We start from the raw sequence: 14,672 nt of genomic DNA, 5'->3' as shown, positions 1-14,672 counted from the left end.
CCGCACCAATAACTGCCATACTATACAAGAGAAGAATACTGCAGGCAGCCTTGCCGCCTGAAAAAGGAGATACATGATGAGCGAAAAAATCGCAGTTCTTGTTGATTCTGGCAGTGACTTGCCGGAAGACCTGAAAAACAAATATGGCATTACAACCATGGACCTGCGCGTCATATACCAGGACAAGGCTTATGCTGACAGCACAGAGATTACCCCACAGATGGTTTACAACCGTTTTCCCAAGGAGATTCCCACCACTTCTGCCCCCAATGTGCAGGAAACCTGTGACGTGCTGGAACAGCTGCACAGTCAGGGCTTCCGCAAAGTAATCTCCATTTGTATTTCCAGTGGACTGAGCTGTACATTCCAGACCGTGCAGAACGCCGCAAAAGAGTTCCCTGATATGGACATCTTTGTATTTGACAGCAAGAACATCTCTATCGGCACCGGATTCTATGCACTGTGGGCCGCCCGTGCCATTCAGCAGGGCATGTCCTTTGAGCAGATTACCTCTGCCCTGAAAAATGGACAGTACGCCAGCAAAGTGTTCTTTTACATGGACACGCTTGATTACCTGCGTGCTGGCGGCAGAATTGGCCGCGTAACTGGACTAATTGGCAAAGTGCTGAATATCCGTCCCATTATCTCCTGCAATGACGAAGGAACCTACTATACCGCCGCCATGGTACGCGGCAAAAAAGACGGCAGCGGCCGTATGCTGGAATCCGTCGGGAAACTGGCAACCAATCAAAAAGTGTGGCTGGCACTGATGAACGGTGAAGCGGCCAGTCAAGCACATATTTTGCGGGACAGGCTTCCGGCCTTTTTCCCAAATGGGAAAGTTGTAGTTGAAAAACAGATAAATGCTTCCATGGCTGTACACACCGGCCCGGGGCTGGTGGGTGTCGGCGTATTTCGCGCCGTATAATGAAATATCGTCCCTGTCCGCTGTCCCTGCAGGACAGCAGTAAAAAAGCAGCGGTTCCATTGCCATAAACGGCGGGCCGCTGCTTTTGTCTGTTTTGTTTTCTTTTCCCGGCGCTGTTTTTATGTAGCAGCTCCATGAGAAACCTGTGCTGCTGCGGCAGGGACACCGGAAAAACGGTGGCGAGGCTGTGGAATCAGACCAAAGCTGACAGATAGGGCACGGTCCACCGCATTCATGCTTTCCTCCCCGACACGGCCAATGTGCTCCCGCAGGCGGTGTTTATCCAATGTGCGCACCTGCTCCAGCAGAACGATACTGTCACGGGCAAGGCCGGTGGCGGCGGCGTTCAGGTGGATATGTGTCGGCAGCTCGGTTTTGCCGCGCTGGCTGGTAATGGCGGCCGCAATGACCGTTGGGCTAAAACGGTTCCCCACATCGTTTTGAATGATGAGGACCGGCCGCACACCACCCTGTTCGGAACCAATGACTGGGCTTAAATCTGCGTAAAAAATATCTCCACGTCTAACCTGCATACATCTCACGCTCCGCGTTTTATTTTCTGCAGATAGCATTGGCAGAAGCGGTAAAATCTATACATTTTTCCGCTCTTCTGCCACAGTGTATGCGGGGATGAAGAATTCTGTTTCTGATAAAAGTATCAGATCCGGCGGGTGTTTTCAATCCGTAAAAAAATTCGCGGCAGTTCATTCAGCATATCATGCGGCAGCATCGCCTGCTGAGAGAAACGCGCCGCACAGCGGTCCCCTGCCAGTCCGTGCAGATAGACTGCGGCGGCAGCGGCCGTATACGGTTCTATTCCCTGTGCTAAAAAAGCGCCAATCATGCCCGCCAGCAGGTCACCGCTTCCGCCGCGCGCCATGCCAGGATTACCGGTCGGGTTTTTCAGCAAACGACCGTCTGGAGCAGCAACCAGTGTGCCGGCGCCTTTCAGCACCAGAATGACTTTGTGCTCTGCCGCGAAAGAAGCGGCCGCACCGACGCGGTCCGCCTGCACATCTTCGACCGAGCAATGCAGCAGCCGTGCCATCTCTCCCGGATGTGGCGTAAGCACCAGCGGCGCCGAAACTGTGTCCAGCACGGAAACATCTTCTGCAATGCAGTTCAGACCGTCGGCGTCCAACACCAGCGGATCACAGCAGGCACGCAATACATTCCGCACCCGTTCGGGGTGCGCAGTGGAAAGGCCGCACCCCAGCACGCAGGCGGAGGCTTTCCGCAGGGAGTGCAGTACCGGTGAAAAGTCGTCCTCCCGATAAACGGTATACACCGCTTCCGGCAGACGGGACGCCACAATGGGGTAAATACTCTCCGGCAGAGCGGCGTCCACCAGTCCCGTGCCGCAGCGCAGGGCCGCACCTGTACACAGCATAGCGGCCCCGGCCATACCCGCACTGCCGCAGATACACAAAAGGCGCCCGAAGGTGCCTTTGTTGCTGTCCTTTGGGCGCTGCTTCGCAACAGAAAAAGCAAGCTGTTCAGGAATCCAATTCATATTTCAGCGTCCTTTCGTTCACCCAGTACGACCGCCGCCGCCGTAGCAGCAGTGTGCGTCACGCTGACCGAAAACTGCCACCCGTCCGCCAGCCGTGCCGCCGCGCCGCTTAATGCGAGGTACGGTACACCGTTCGGCTTGCGCATCAGCTGCACTTCCCGCAGGGAAAAGCCGGCAAGGCCCGTGTGCATCGCCTTACCAAACGCTTCTTTTGCGCTGAAAGAAGCCGCAACACTCTGCGGCGGAAACCCGCGTTCTTTCAGCTGCTCATATTCCCATTCTCCCAAAACGCGCCCGCAAAAGCGCGGGTTCCGCATGGAGTGCCGAATACGGTCAATCTCACACAAGTCAAGCCCTGTCGTCAGCATGCCGGTTTGTCCGCCGCCTGCGGTTTCGGCAACGCGGAAGTGTCCACTGTACGCTTGATGAACGGATGAATCGCATTCAGTACTTTATCACTGGGACTAAAAACCACCAGCAGTCTGCCGTATTGTCCGTAATGGCCAGCCAAATACCACTCCCCGTCGGTGCCGCCGACAGTTCGACCCACCCGATAAACGTAATCAAATTTTCTGCCGGTAAATTTCTGCGGGTCGTATTTTCCAATCTCCTCTGTATCGTGCAGGTTAATGGAAAACTGCGGCTTGCGCTTGCGGCGGTGAATGATTTTATCACAGGTGAAGTCGCCGTTTGTAATGCTGTACTCAAACTCCCAGTCGATACTGGTGATGAGGTAATACAGGCCAAAACCAACACCGGCCAAAATAAAGATAAAGAAGTACAGCAGCGGCGTGAAAATCATGGGTAACAGCAGAATGACAACGGCGCCGACCAGACACAAAAGCAAAATGCCCGCGTCCTTTGCGCTGAATTTACGTTTGATAATCTCTTCACAGAAAATGTCCATTTGCAGGGTTCCTCCGGTTTTCCGCATTTTAGCTTTTATGGCAGTTCTTTATATGCTAAATATTGTAACATAGGCGGAGCAGAAATACAACGGCCGGAGACGCTCCACCTTGCATTTCCGGGCTACCCATGCTATAATAAATTTAAATATCCCCGTAAACGCTGTGACAAAGGAAGTAGCACCCGCCGCACAGGAACAGAGAGGGCACGCCGTCGGCTGAAAACGTGCCCGCCTGCACCGGGTTTGTGAAGTTCCCTTTTGAGCGTTCCCGCTGAACTGCACCTTTTAGTAGGCGGGAACGGACGGCCCCGTTATCGGCTGCAAAAGTATAAAATTAGGGTGGTACCGCGAAGATTTACAAGCCTTCGCCCCTTATGTGGGGCGGGGGCTTTTTTTATTTGCGGCGGAAAGGATGAGGACCGTAACATGATAAAAGAAGAACTGCAGGCACTCGGCAGCAAAGCGCTGCAGGAGCTGCACGGCGCCGACAGCCAGAAGGGGCTGGACGAGCTGCGTGTGCGCTACCTTGGAAAAAAAGGTTCCCTAACGGGCATTCTCAAACAGATGCGAAATCTGTCCGCGGAAGAACGCCCCGTGGTCGGCAAACTGGCCAACGACGTGCGCGCCAAAATAGAGGACGCTGTTGCAGAGCGTCGGGAGGAACTGAAGCAGCTGGAACTGCAGCATCGCCTGCAGGCCGAAGCGGTGGACGTAACCCTGCCCGGCAAACAGCGCCATCTGGGCTGCAAACACCCGCTAACGCTGACACTGGAAGACCTCGAAGAGATTTTCCTCGGCATGGGCTTCAGCATCGCAGAAGGCCCGGAAGTAGAGTATGACTACTACAATTTTGAGGCACTGAATATTCCAAAGGACCACCCGGCCCGCGACGACCAGGATACTTTCTATATCAACGACAAGGTCCTGCTGCGTACCCAGACCAGCCCGGTGCAGGTGCGCACCATGCAGAGCCAGAAACCGCCTATCCGCATCATCGCGCCGGGGCGTGTTTACCGCAGTGACGCTGTAGACGCCACTCACTCCCCGCTGTTCCACCAGATAGAGGGGCTGGTCGTGGACCACGGCATTACCTTTGCCGACCTGAAGGGCACACTGGAAACATTTATTAAGCGCCTGTACGGTGAGGACAGCGTAGTACGTTTCCGTCCGCATCACTTCCCCTTCACGGAGCCCAGCGCCGAAGTGGACGTACAGTGCTTCAACTGCCACGGCAAAGGCTGCCGCCTGTGTAAGGGCGAAGGCTGGATTGAAATTCTCGGCTGCGGCATGGTGCACCCGAAGGTCCTTTCCAACTGCAGCATTGACCCGGAGGAGTACTCCGGCTTTGCGTTCGGCATCGGTTTGGAACGCATCGCCATGCGTCGGTATAACATCGATGATATGCGTCTGTTTTACGAAAATGACGTCCGCTTTTTGGAACAGTTCTGAAGCGGTGTAATTACTCAGTGTATAACGGAAAGTGTGGGATATATTAAATAATGAATCTTTCAATGCGTTGGCTCAAAGAATTTGTGGACCTGCCCCCCATGCCGCTGCGCCAGTTCACAGAATCTATTACCCTCAGCGGCAGCAAAGTGGAAAGCTGGAGCACCGAAGGTGAAGAGATTTCCAAAGTGGTGGTCGGCAAAGTTTTATCGCTGGAACGCCATCCAGACAGTGACCACCTGTGGATTACCAAAACAACGGTAAATGAAAACGAGGAGCCGCTGCAGATTGTCACCGGCGCCCAAAACCTGAAGGTCGGCGACTATGTGCCGGTCGCACTGCACGGCAGCACCCTGCCCGGCGGCAAGAAAATTAAGCGCGGCAAGCTGCGCGGTGTGGCAAGCAACGGTATGCTGTGCGGCATTGCCGAGCTTGGTCTGACTACCCATGACTTCCCCTCCACCATAGAGGATGGCATTATGGTGCTGACGGAAACGGACGGCTGCAAGCTGCAGCTGGGTATGGATATTCATGAGGCGCTGGGTCTGAATGACACGACCGTTGCGTTTGAAATCACCTCCAACCGGCCGGACTGCTTCTCCGTCATCGGCCTGGCACGTGAGGCAGCGGCAACTTTCCACCTACCGCTCAAACTGCACACGCCGGTTGTCAAGGGCGGTGCCGGTGACTGTACCGGCCTGCTGGACGTGAAGATTGAGGCACCGGACCTGTGCTCCATTTATACAAACCGTGTTGTAAAAAATGTGCGTGTCAAACCCTCGCCGCTGTGGATGCGGGAACGCCTGCGCGCCATGGGTGTACGCCCCATCAACAACATTGTGGATATTACAAATTACGTCATGCTGGAATACGGTCAGCCCATGCACGCTTTCGACCTGGAGAGCGTGCAGGATCGCACCATTCGTATACGCCATGCCAAACCGGGTGAAACCATCACGACCCTAGACGGCGACAAGCACACCCTGACTGAAAAGCAGCTGGTCATCACTGACAGCAGCAAGCCCATGGCCATTGCCGGTGTTATGGGCGGCGAGAACAGCGGTATTACGGACAATACCACGACCATCGTTTTTGAGTCCGCCTGCTTCAGCGGCCCCAGTATTCGCACGACCGCGCGTGACCAGAGCCTGCGTACCGAGGCAAGTGGCCGCTATGAAAAGGGACTGGACCCCAACAACTGTATTCCCGCGATTAACCGTGCCTGCGAACTGGTGGAAATGCTGGACGCCGGCGACGTCATGGACGGCATCATCGTGGACGACCACTCCAGCAAGGAAAAACACCGCATCCGTTTCGAGCCGGATTGGACCAACCGCTTCCTGCACACGGATATTGCCCCCGAAATGATGAAGAAAATTCTTCTGAAGCTGGAGTGTGAATTCGACGGTGACGATATTTTGGTGCCGACCTTCCGCCCCGACCTGGAGCATAAGGCGGATATTGCAGAAGAAGTCGCCCGTTTCTACGGCTACAACAGCATTCAAAGCAAAAAGCTGCCCGGCGGCGCCGAGGGTGTACTGACACCCAAGCAGCATTTTCTGCGCACTGTGCACAACGAAATGCAGGCACTGGGTGCGGACGAAATTATGTCCTATTCCTTTATTTCTCCCAAAGAATATGACAAAATTCTCATGCCGGCAAACGACCCACTGCGTACTTCCGTTACCCTGCGCAATCCGCTGGGTGAGGATACCAGCATTATGCGCACGGTTTTGCTGCCCTCCGTGCTACAGATTCTGTCGCGCAACTACAACAACCGCAACCCGCAGGCGTGCCTGTACGAGCTGGCCAACGTTTACCTGCCCGCTGATGGCCCGGACGCCCTGCCGGAGGAGCGTCCCACACTCATCTGCGGCATGTACGGTGAGGGCTATGACTTCTTTACTGCCAAAGGCATGGTAGAAACACTGTTGGCAAAGCTCTGCGTTGACGATTGGGACATCACTGCCTGCAAAGACGCATGCAGCTACCACCCCGGCCGCTGCGCAAAGCTGTCCGCCGGTGAGGACACCCTGGGCATTCTCGGGGAAGTACACCCCACTGCGGCGGAAAACTATTCCCTCGACACCCGCGTGTATACCTTTACGCTGGACGTGCCGGTGCTGCGCAAGCACGCCCACACGCAGCACACCTACCGTACCCTGCCGAAGTTCCCGGCTGTCACCCGTGACCTTGCGCTCATCTGTGACGCCGAAGTGCCTGTCGGTGACCTGGAAAAGGCTATCCGCCGCGGCGCCGGTAAGCTGCTGGAAACCATCAGCGTTTTTGATGTGTACCGCGGCGAGCAGATTTCCCGCGGCAAAAAGAGTGTAGCCTTCAGCTTGGTCCTACGCAGCCCGGACACTACCCTGACGGACGAACAGATAAACAGCTCCCTGCACCGCGTAATGAAGGAACTGGAGAAAATCGGTGCCGCCCTGCGCGAGTAATATGCACATTTCTTCCCAAAAAACCGCAAAAATACACTGCTTTTTAAAAAGTCATGCCCAATTATTCACATTTCCTGCCTTGCATTTTACCACTTTCTGATGTATGATAACTTTATATTAGGAGGTGATCGTATGCAGGATAAGACCATGACCTTTTCGATTGGCGGCAACCGGGAAGAAGATATTAAAAAAATTATGACGACGGTATACCAGGCTTTACAGGAAAAAGGATACAACCCCATCAGCCAAATAGTGGGATATATTCTTTCGGAAGACCCAACGTATATCACCACCCACAACAACGCGCGCAGCCTTATCCGCAAGGTCGACCGAGATGAACTTTTGCAGGTACTGGTAAAATCTTATCTGCAGACCTGAACCTAACTTCCGCCTAAAAAGGAGGCCTCCTATTGAGCGAAAAGAAAACGGAACCAAAGTTCCCCATGTACAAAGGCAAACCGCTGGTGCGCAGCGGCAATGTACTGTACTATGGCAGCATGAAGGACCGGTATGTCTGCCGGCTGGAAATTAAGAGCACAAAAAAGGTAAAGGACATGGATGTGGCTGACAAAGTAGCCGTACAGCTGATGCTGACGGACCCAGCCATGCAGTCCCGCAAACAAATCGTAAAGAACAGTGAAAAGTCCGGCCTGTACTTGGCAATGGATATTGCAGACGCATGGCTGACTCGTGCACTGGCAAAATAAACGCATTTAAGCATTAAAGAGCGGCGGCAGAAAATTTCTGCCGCCGCTCTTTAATGCAATTCTTTTTTCTTTTGTACAAAAAAGTCACCGCAGAAACGTTTCTGCGGTGACTTTGCTGTCTTGGCTAGATTGTGTTTTTAGGCGTGGCCAATGTCATGACGGTACTGTACACCATCCCAGTGAATCTTTGCAACAGCCGTATAAGATTTCTGCAGTGCTTCTTCCAAAGTGGCTCCGGTGCAGGTAACGCCCAGCACACGGCCGCCGTTGGTATAAAACTTTCCGTCCTTTTTCAGCGTGCCGGCATGATAAACCATTGCGCCCTCCACTTGGCCGTTCTGGTCCAGACCGGAAATTTCCAGTCCTTTTTTGTAGCTGCCCGGATAGCCGCCGCTCGCCATAATGACACAGGCGCAGGCTTCCTTTTTCCACTGAATATCGATTTTATCCAGTGTGCCGTTGATGGTCGCTTCAAAAATATCGACAAGGTCCGTTTTCAACCGTGGCAGCACAACCTGTGCCTCCGGGTCACCGAAACGGGAATTGTACTCAATGACTTTCGGGCCGTCCGGCGTCAGCATCAGTCCAAAATACAGGCAGCCCTTAAACGGCCGGCCCTCTGCATTCATGGCCTTCAATGTCGGCATAAAAATAGTCTTCATGCATTCGTCGGCAATGGCATCGGTATAGGAAGGGTTCGGGCTAATGGTACCCATTCCGCCGGTGTTTTTGCCCTTGTTTCCATCCAGCGCACGCTTATGGTCCTTGCTGCTGACCATTGGCTTCAGCGTTTTGCCGTCCGCAAAGGCTAACACACTGACTTCCGGACCAGTCAGGAATTCTTCAACAACCACTTGATTGCCGGAATTGCCGAACACCTTGTCCTCCATGATGGTATGCACGGCATCCTTTGCCTCATCAAAGTTCTGCGCAATGATAACGCCTTTGCCCAGCGCAAGGCCGTCCGCCTTGATAACGACCGGATAGCGGTTTTGTTTCCGAACATAGGCAAGCGTTTTTTCCGGTGTATCAAAAACTTCATACGCCGCTGTGGGAATATGATATTTTTTCATCAGGTTCTTACTGAATACCTTGCTGGCCTCAATCTGCGCCGCGGCGCGGTTCGGGCCAAAAGCTGGAATGCCAGCCTCGGTAAAGGCATCGACCATACCCGCCGCCAGCGGGTCATCCGGCGTGACACACACCATGTCAATATCGTTTTTCTTCGCAAAGTCCACCATACCCGCTACATCTGTCGCTGCAATCGGCACGTTTTCAGCATCACAGCCAATGCCGCCGTTGCCGGGTGCGCAGTAAATTTTGTCCGCGCGGCGGCTCTCCATCAGTTGACGGATAACGGCGTGTTCTCGGCCGCCGCCGCCGACTACCAGAATTTTCATTGCAATGCTCCCCTTCTTCTGCCGTTCTTAGTGGTGGAACAGGCGCATACCGGTGAACGCCATGACCATTCCGTACTTGTTGCAGGTATCAATGACATTGTCGTCACGGATAGAACCACCAGGTTCGGCCACATACTTCACGCCGCTTTTGTGTGCGCGCTCGATGTTGTCGCCAAAGGGGAAGAAAGCGTCGCTGCCCAGTGTTACACCGGAAAGCTTCGCCGCCCATTCTTTCTTTTCCTCGCATGTCAGCGGTTCCGGCTTTACTTTCAGAAACTGCTTCCAGTTGTCCGTTTCCAGCAGGTCCTCCCACTCGTTGGAAATATAGTTATCAATCGTGTTGTCGCGGTCCGGCCGATGAATGCCGTCCACAAACTGCAGGGCAAGCACCTTCGGGTGCTGACGCAGCCACCAAACGTCCGCTTTATTACCGGCAAGACGGGTGCAATGGATACGGCTCTGCTGGCCAGCACCGACACCAATCGTCTTGCCATCCTTTACATAGCAGACCGAGTTGCTCTGGGTATACTTCAGTGTAATAAGAGAAAGGAGCATATCGCGCTTGGCACTTTCGGGCAGGTCCTTTTGCTCCGTCACAATATTTTCCAGCAGGGCATTGTTGATTTTAAAGTTATTGCGGCACTGCTCAAAAGTAACGCCGAAAACGTCCTTCTGCTCCACGTCCGCGGGGACATAAGAAGCGTCAATCTGCACCACATTGTAGCTGCCGCGGCGCTTCTTTTTCAATATCTGCAAAGCCTCATCGGTGTAGCCAGGGGCAATGACGCCGTCGGACACTTCCCGCTTTAAAAACAGAGCGGTTTCTTTGTCGCAGGTATCGGACAAAGCGGCCCAATCACCGTAGGAGGACATCCGGTCCGCGCCGCGTGCGGCGGCATAGGCTGATGCCAGCGGAGAAAGCTGCAAGTCATCTACAAAATAGATCTTTTTCAATGTATCGGAAAGTTCGGTTGCCACCGCGGCACCCGCTGGACTAACGTGCTTGAAAGAGGCGGCACTGGCAAGGCCGGTGGCTGTTTTCAGCTCATGCACCAACTGCCAAGAGTTGAGTGCGTCCAGCAAATTGATATAGCCGGGACGGCCATTTAATACTTGAATGGGCAGTTCACCCTGCCGTATAAAGACACGCGCAGGCTTCTGGTTCGGGTTGCAGCCATATTTCAATTCCAGTTCTTTCATACATTGCCCTCCTCAAACATTTCTATTGACGATTTTAGAAGTATGCTTGCCGGTCTGTAAATCGATAAAGCAGGTATATAGGGAAACTTTATTGTCACTGTTCAGGTTGTCCCATACGGTGCGGGTGAAAGTTTCCAGATTTCCCGGTATCGTAACCAGTGTCGGTTCTCCATCGAAGCTAGGCAGCGGGCTGCCATCACCGAGGTAGGTGTGGATATAACGTCCCTGTCCCGCGCGGCAGCTTTCATACTCATAGAAATACCGCAGTGTATTGTCTTTGTCGCCGTTGTCGCTTTTCAAAATGGACAGGTTAAAACCACCGTTCGGCTTTACAACACCGCTGATACGCGGGGTGAAGTTGGGGCTGTCCGGCTCAAACGTGCGCTGCAGCAGTGCGTGGCGGTAGCAGCGGCCCGCCTGCATGACATCATAGATGGTATCAGTCTGGTCGCCGTTTGTCACGATGGTTTTATCTTGATACTGCCGCACCGGTGCATAAATGATGAGGGACGGGTCCGTCATTTTGCCTTCGTCAAATGCTTTGGTCTGAATGCCGTCCGCTGTCGGAACAAAGATACGGTTGCGGCTGTTTTCACTGCGGCCCATAATAAAGTACGCAATGACCGCGCTGCCGTTGTCCTCGCTTCGGCCAAGAATGATGCCGCGGCCGGGATATGTGCAGGAAGAAAGCTCCTGTGCCAAATCTGTCAGTTTCATGCTTCTGCCTCCTCGTCAATGGTTACGACTCCGTTTGTCACGTGCAGCCGGCCGGCACAGAACAGCGCAGCCGCCTTTGGCAGCAGCTTCCACTCAACCTGTTCCATCACACGGCGCTGCAAAATTTCCGGTGTATCGCCGGACTGCACGGCAACCGCTTTCTGTAAAATAATCGGTCCGCCATCACAAATTTCATTTACAAAATGAACGGTGGCGCCGGTTACTTTGACACCGCGTGCCAGTGCCGCTTCATGCACATGCAGCCCATAAAAGCCCTCCCCGCAGAAAGAGGGAATCAGCGATGGGTGAATGTTAATGATGCGGTTGCGGTACGCACGGATAACCTGCTCACTGATGATGGTCATAAAACCTGCCAGAATGATCAAACTGGTGTGGTTTTGGTCCAGTACCTGCAATAGGGCTGTGTCGTAGTCCTCCTGCCGCGCAAAAGTCCGCCGCCGCAGGACAGTTGTCGGGATGTTCGCCTTTTCGGCACGCTGCAGCGCATACGCGCCGGGATTGCTGGAAACGACCAGTGTAATGCGGCCGTCCGGAATTTCTCCGCGGTCCTGCGCGTTGATAAGGGCCTGCAGGTTGGTACCGCCGCCGGAAACCAGCACAGCAATGTTCAGCATAGCACTACGCCGTCCTCCCCAGCGACAATCTCGCCAATAACCGAAGCAGTTTCACCGGCCTGCTGCAGCACGGTGACTGCCTTTTGGGCGTCTTCCTTTGCCACGGCGCAGCACATACCAATGCCCATATTAAAGGTATTGTACATATCATGGTCAGAAATCTTCCCCGCCTGCTGGATAACGGAGAAAATAGGCAGCTTTGCAAAGGAGCCAAGTTCAATCTTTGCCGTCAGGCCGGGGTGCAGCATGCGCGGGATATTTTCGTAAAAGCCGCCGCCTGTCACATGGGACACAGCCTTTACTTCCACTGCCTGCATTAGCTTCTGCATGGATTTTACATAAATGCGTGTCGGGGTAAGCAGAGTTTCGCCCAAGGTTCCGCCGAGTTCCGGCACACGGCGCTGTGCTGCGGCGCTGTCCGTCAGGTGCAGTACACGGCGCACCAGGGAAAAGCCGTTGGAATGCACGCCGCTGGAAGCAAGGCCAATCAGTGCATCGCCCGGTTTCACCTTGCTGCCGTCTATGATTTTCGCCTTGTCCACGATTCCAACGGAGAAGCCCGCCAAATCGTACTCATCCTCCGGCATCAGGTCGGGATGTTCTGCTGTTTCGCCGCCAATCAAGGCGCTGCCGGACTGCACACAGCCCTCTGCTACGCCGCTGACGATGGCCGCGGTCTTTTCCGGAATGTTTTTCCCCGTAGCGATATAGTCTAAGAAGAACAGTGGCTGCGCGCCGCAGCAAATGACGTCATTCACACACATCGCTACGCAGTCAATACCAACGGTGTCGTGCTTGTCCATCAGGAACGCGACCTTCAGTTTGGTGCCCACGCCGTCCGTGCCGCTGACCAGCACCGGTTCCTGCATGCCGGAAAGGTCTGGCTGGAACAGTCCTCCAAAACCGCCGATACCCGAAACAACACCTGGCGTAAGGGTGCGGGCAACATACTGCTTCATCAGTTCTACGGATTTGTAGCCCGCCGTCACGTCCACACCGGCCTGCCGGTAGCTGTCACTGTAACTATTTTGATTCATTTGTCCCCTCCATGGGTCCTCTGTCCGCCTTCCCGGCCGGGCGGCGGCACAGAACAGAAAAACGGCTTACAGTTCCTTTACTTTCTCTTGAACAGCTGCATCTTTTTTGGCAACACCAGCCGCCATATCCTTCTTGGCCTGCTGCAGCTTGCCCGCCAGCGCATCGTCCGAAAGCGCCAGAATCTGCGCGGCAAGAATCGCCGCATTTACAGCACCGTCAATGGCGACCGTTGCAACTGGAATGCCGCTGGGCATCTGTACAGTGGCCAGCAGTGCTTCCATACCGCCGAGGTTTGAAGACTTCATGGGAATGCCGATGACCGGCAGTGTCGTGTTGGCTGCCAGAATGCCCGCAAGGTGCGCCGCCATGCCGGCCGCCGCGATAATCACGCCAAAGCTCGCCGCTTTTGCGCCGCGTGCAAAAGCAATGGCTGCGTCCGGGGTACGGTGCGCACTCATCACATGCGCCTCACAGGGAATGTCCAGTTCTTTCAGCTTGACGATTGCCTTGCTGACAGTGGGAAAATCGCTGTCGCTGCCCATAATGACCGCTACTTTTTTTGTTGCCATGGTAATCAATCACTCCCATATCAATTTAATAAAATAAAAAGAAAAATAGGCTGTGCCGCCACCGGTACAGTCTATTTGAAAGAAAAGCAGGCGAACCTGAAAAAAGATGATGCATCTGTTTTCCGCCCCCCTGCCTGTAGAATACCTCTATTGTAGGGGAAAACGTGCATAATTGCAAGGTTCGTCTTGCTTTTTCACGAAAAATTCTATTCTACTTTGCCGCGGGTGCGTTGTTTTGGTCATCCTTCGGGTCCGTGATCAGTTCTTTTAGGGACGTCGCAAGACCCGCAAGACCCTGTATCTCGGACGGAATGATAATTTTAGTAGCCTTGCCGTCAGCTGCTTTCTGGAAAGCTTCCAGGCTCTTCAGCGCAATGACACGGTCACTCGGATTGGCCTCTGTCAGCAGCTTCAGCGCGTCGGCATAGGCGCTCTGTACTTCACGCACAGCCTCCGCCTGGCCCTGTGCCTCCCGAATCATGGATTCCTTCTTGGCATCCGCACGCAGGATGGTACTTTCTTTTTCACCTTCAGCCACCAGAATAGCGCTCTGCTTATGGCCTTCGGCCTCCAGAATCTGGGCACGGCGCCCACGTTCGGCCTTCATCTGTTTCTCCATGCTGTCCTGGATTTCCTTTGGCGGCAGGATGTTTTTCAGTTCCACACGGTTAACCTTAATGCCCCATGCATCCGTTGCCTCGTCCAGAATGGTCCGAATCTTCGTATTGATGTAGTCGCGGCTGGTCAGCGTGTGGTCCAGCTCCAAGTCACCAATAATGTTGCGCAGGGTGGTGGCAGAAAGGTTTTCAATCGCGGACAGCGGGTGTTCCACACCATAAGTGTACAGCTTTGGGTCTGTCACCTGAAAATAGATAACGGTGTCTATCTGCATAGTAACGTTATCCTTTGTGATAACCGGCTGTGGTGGGAAGTCGACAACCTGTTCCTTCAGGGACACTTTTTTAGAAACCTTTTCAATAAACGGAATCTTAAGATGCAGACCGGTGCGCCAGTCAGCGTGGAAGGCACCCAGACGTTCCACCACATAAGAGTGGGCCTGCGGCACAATCTTGATGTTGGAAACAATGACTAAAAGGACCAAAACCAGAATGATAATCAGGACAAGTGATGCTAGAGTCATAACAAATCTCTCCTCTCAAAA

At 53.9% G+C, this 14,672-nt stretch carries 16 protein-coding genes and 1 other annotated feature; of the genes, 5 read left to right on the top strand and 11 right to left on the bottom strand.

What is annotated here, in order from left to right; genetic code table 11:
• Positions 1 to 76 precede the first annotated feature (76 nt).
• Entirely contained in the window at positions 77 to 928 is an 852-nt protein-coding gene (locus tag GJQ69_RS02240; protein WP_086036434.1) for a DegV family protein, read from the top strand.
• A 119-nt stretch (positions 929 to 1,047) separates the two neighbouring features.
• Here GJQ69_RS02240 and GJQ69_RS02235 read toward each other — a convergent pair whose 3' ends face one another.
• The 4 genes from GJQ69_RS02235 to GJQ69_RS02220 form a co-directional block, all read right to left on the bottom strand.
• Entirely contained in the window at positions 1,048 to 1,461 is a 414-nt protein-coding gene (locus tag GJQ69_RS02235) for a type II toxin-antitoxin system PemK/MazF family toxin (protein WP_086036435.1), read from the bottom strand.
• A gap of 125 nt (positions 1,462 to 1,586) precedes the next feature.
• On the bottom strand, positions 1,587 to 2,441 hold the full coding sequence (locus tag GJQ69_RS02230) for an NAD(P)H-hydrate dehydratase (RefSeq protein ID WP_086036436.1): 855 nt from the start codon (positions 2,439 to 2,441) through the stop codon (positions 1,587 to 1,589).
• Positions 2,438 to 2,809, bottom strand: a complete 372-nt coding sequence (gene acpS, locus GJQ69_RS02225) for a holo-ACP synthase (RefSeq protein WP_236849717.1) — start codon at positions 2,807 to 2,809, stop codon at positions 2,438 to 2,440. The genes GJQ69_RS02230 and acpS overlap by 4 nt, the downstream gene beginning before the upstream one ends.
• On the bottom strand, positions 2,803 to 3,348 hold the full coding sequence (locus GJQ69_RS02220) for a hypothetical protein (RefSeq protein ID WP_086036437.1): 546 nt from the start codon (positions 3,346 to 3,348) through the stop codon (positions 2,803 to 2,805). Before GJQ69_RS02220 ends, acpS begins: the two co-directional genes overlap by 7 nt.
• 154 nt (positions 3,349 to 3,502) lie before the next feature.
• Positions 3,503 to 3,724: a binding site (T-box leader), on the top strand.
• Positions 3,725 to 3,777: 53 nt separating this feature from the next.
• On the opposite strand from GJQ69_RS02220, the gene pheS reads away from it, so the two are divergent.
• The 4 genes from pheS (at position 3,778) to GJQ69_RS02200 (ending at position 7,951) form a co-directional block, all read left to right on the top strand.
• Positions 3,778 to 4,797: a phenylalanine--tRNA ligase subunit alpha gene (gene pheS / locus GJQ69_RS02215; protein ID WP_086036893.1), complete on the top strand. Its 1,020-nt coding sequence runs from the start codon at positions 3,778 to 3,780 to the stop codon at positions 4,795 to 4,797.
• 50 nt (positions 4,798 to 4,847) lie between these two features.
• Positions 4,848 to 7,244 (top strand): phenylalanine--tRNA ligase subunit beta, encoded by a 2,397-nt coding sequence (gene pheT, locus GJQ69_RS02210; RefSeq protein ID WP_086036438.1) that lies wholly within the window; start codon positions 4,848 to 4,850, stop codon positions 7,242 to 7,244.
• A gap of 132 nt (positions 7,245 to 7,376) precedes the next feature.
• Positions 7,377 to 7,622 (top strand): IreB family regulatory phosphoprotein, encoded by a 246-nt coding sequence (locus GJQ69_RS02205; RefSeq protein WP_086036439.1) that lies wholly within the window; start codon positions 7,377 to 7,379, stop codon positions 7,620 to 7,622.
• Between the two features lie 65 nt (positions 7,623 to 7,687).
• A complete protein-coding gene (locus GJQ69_RS02200) occupies positions 7,688 to 7,951 on the top strand; it encodes a hypothetical protein (RefSeq protein ID WP_086036894.1) in 264 nt (87 codons plus the stop codon).
• Positions 7,952 to 8,088: 137 nt separating this feature from the next.
• On the opposite strand, the gene purD is transcribed toward GJQ69_RS02200, so the two are convergent.
• From purD to GJQ69_RS02165, 7 genes are all read right to left on the bottom strand, one after another.
• Complete coding sequence (gene purD, locus GJQ69_RS02195) at positions 8,089 to 9,351, bottom strand: phosphoribosylamine--glycine ligase (protein ID WP_086036440.1); 1,263 nt, start codon at positions 9,349 to 9,351, stop codon at positions 8,089 to 8,091.
• Between the two features lie 27 nt (positions 9,352 to 9,378).
• Complete coding sequence (locus GJQ69_RS02190; RefSeq protein ID WP_086036441.1) at positions 9,379 to 10,551, bottom strand: phosphoribosylaminoimidazolecarboxamide formyltransferase; 1,173 nt, start codon at positions 10,549 to 10,551, stop codon at positions 9,379 to 9,381.
• A 12-nt stretch (positions 10,552 to 10,563) separates the two neighbouring features.
• A complete protein-coding gene (locus GJQ69_RS02185) occupies positions 10,564 to 11,268 on the bottom strand; it encodes an IMP cyclohydrolase (protein WP_086036442.1) in 705 nt (234 codons plus the stop codon).
• Positions 11,265 to 11,903 (bottom strand): phosphoribosylglycinamide formyltransferase, encoded by a 639-nt coding sequence (gene purN / locus GJQ69_RS02180; RefSeq protein ID WP_174192819.1) that lies wholly within the window; start codon positions 11,901 to 11,903, stop codon positions 11,265 to 11,267. Before purN ends, GJQ69_RS02185 begins: the two co-directional genes overlap by 4 nt.
• Positions 11,897 to 12,940 (bottom strand): phosphoribosylformylglycinamidine cyclo-ligase, encoded by a 1,044-nt coding sequence (purM, locus tag GJQ69_RS02175; protein ID WP_086036444.1) that lies wholly within the window; start codon positions 12,938 to 12,940, stop codon positions 11,897 to 11,899. Before purM ends, purN begins: the two co-directional genes overlap by 7 nt.
• 66 nt (positions 12,941 to 13,006) lie before the next feature.
• Complete coding sequence (purE, locus tag GJQ69_RS02170; RefSeq protein ID WP_086036445.1) at positions 13,007 to 13,510, bottom strand: 5-(carboxyamino)imidazole ribonucleotide mutase; 504 nt, start codon at positions 13,508 to 13,510, stop codon at positions 13,007 to 13,009.
• Between the two features lie 211 nt (positions 13,511 to 13,721).
• Complete coding sequence (locus GJQ69_RS02165) at positions 13,722 to 14,651, bottom strand: SPFH domain-containing protein (protein WP_086036446.1); 930 nt, start codon at positions 14,649 to 14,651, stop codon at positions 13,722 to 13,724.
• Between the last annotated feature and the right edge of the window lie 21 nt (positions 14,652 to 14,672).

The organism is Caproicibacterium lactatifermentans (assembly GCF_013315815.1).
Lineage (GTDB): Bacteria > Bacillota > Clostridia > Oscillospirales > Acutalibacteraceae > Caproicibacterium > Caproicibacterium lactatifermentans.
This window is presented reverse-complemented; position numbering and strand designations above follow the sequence as displayed.

Excerpts from the sequence above, each read along its gene's own strand:
- GJQ69_RS02220 (WP_086036437.1), bottom strand. The coding sequence starts at position 3,348 with ATGGACATTTTCTGTGAAGAGATTATCAAACGTAAATTCAGCGCAAAG.
- purE (WP_086036445.1), bottom strand. The coding sequence starts at position 13,510 with ATGGCAACAAAAAAAGTAGCGGTCATTATGGGCAGCGACAGCGATTTT.
- GJQ69_RS02230 (WP_086036436.1), bottom strand. The coding sequence starts at position 2,441 with ATGAATTGGATTCCTGAACAGCTTGCTTTTTCTGTTGCGAAGCAGCGC.
- GJQ69_RS02165 (WP_086036446.1), bottom strand. The coding sequence starts at position 14,651 with ATGACTCTAGCATCACTTGTCCTGATTATCATTCTGGTTTTGGTCCTT.
- GJQ69_RS02235 (WP_086036435.1), bottom strand. The coding sequence starts at position 1,461 with ATGCAGGTTAGACGTGGAGATATTTTTTACGCAGATTTAAGCCCAGTC.
- pheT (WP_086036438.1), top strand. The coding sequence starts at position 4,848 with ATGAATCTTTCAATGCGTTGGCTCAAAGAATTTGTGGACCTGCCCCCC.
- GJQ69_RS02190 (WP_086036441.1), bottom strand. The coding sequence starts at position 10,551 with ATGAAAGAACTGGAATTGAAATATGGCTGCAACCCGAACCAGAAGCCT.
- GJQ69_RS02200 (WP_086036894.1), top strand. The coding sequence starts at position 7,688 with ATGTACAAAGGCAAACCGCTGGTGCGCAGCGGCAATGTACTGTACTAT.
- GJQ69_RS02205 (WP_086036439.1), top strand. The coding sequence starts at position 7,377 with ATGCAGGATAAGACCATGACCTTTTCGATTGGCGGCAACCGGGAAGAA.
- GJQ69_RS02185 (WP_086036442.1), bottom strand. The coding sequence starts at position 11,268 with ATGAAACTGACAGATTTGGCACAGGAGCTTTCTTCCTGCACATATCCC.
- GJQ69_RS02240 (WP_086036434.1), top strand. The coding sequence starts at position 77 with ATGAGCGAAAAAATCGCAGTTCTTGTTGATTCTGGCAGTGACTTGCCG.
- purN (WP_174192819.1), bottom strand. The coding sequence starts at position 11,903 with ATGCTGAACATTGCTGTGCTGGTTTCCGGCGGCGGTACCAACCTGCAG.
- acpS (WP_236849717.1), bottom strand. The coding sequence starts at position 2,809 with ATGCTGACGACAGGGCTTGACTTGTGTGAGATTGACCGTATTCGGCAC.
- purD (WP_086036440.1), bottom strand. The coding sequence starts at position 9,351 with ATGAAAATTCTGGTAGTCGGCGGCGGCGGCCGAGAACACGCCGTTATC.
- purM (WP_086036444.1), bottom strand. The coding sequence starts at position 12,940 with ATGAATCAAAATAGTTACAGTGACAGCTACCGGCAGGCCGGTGTGGAC.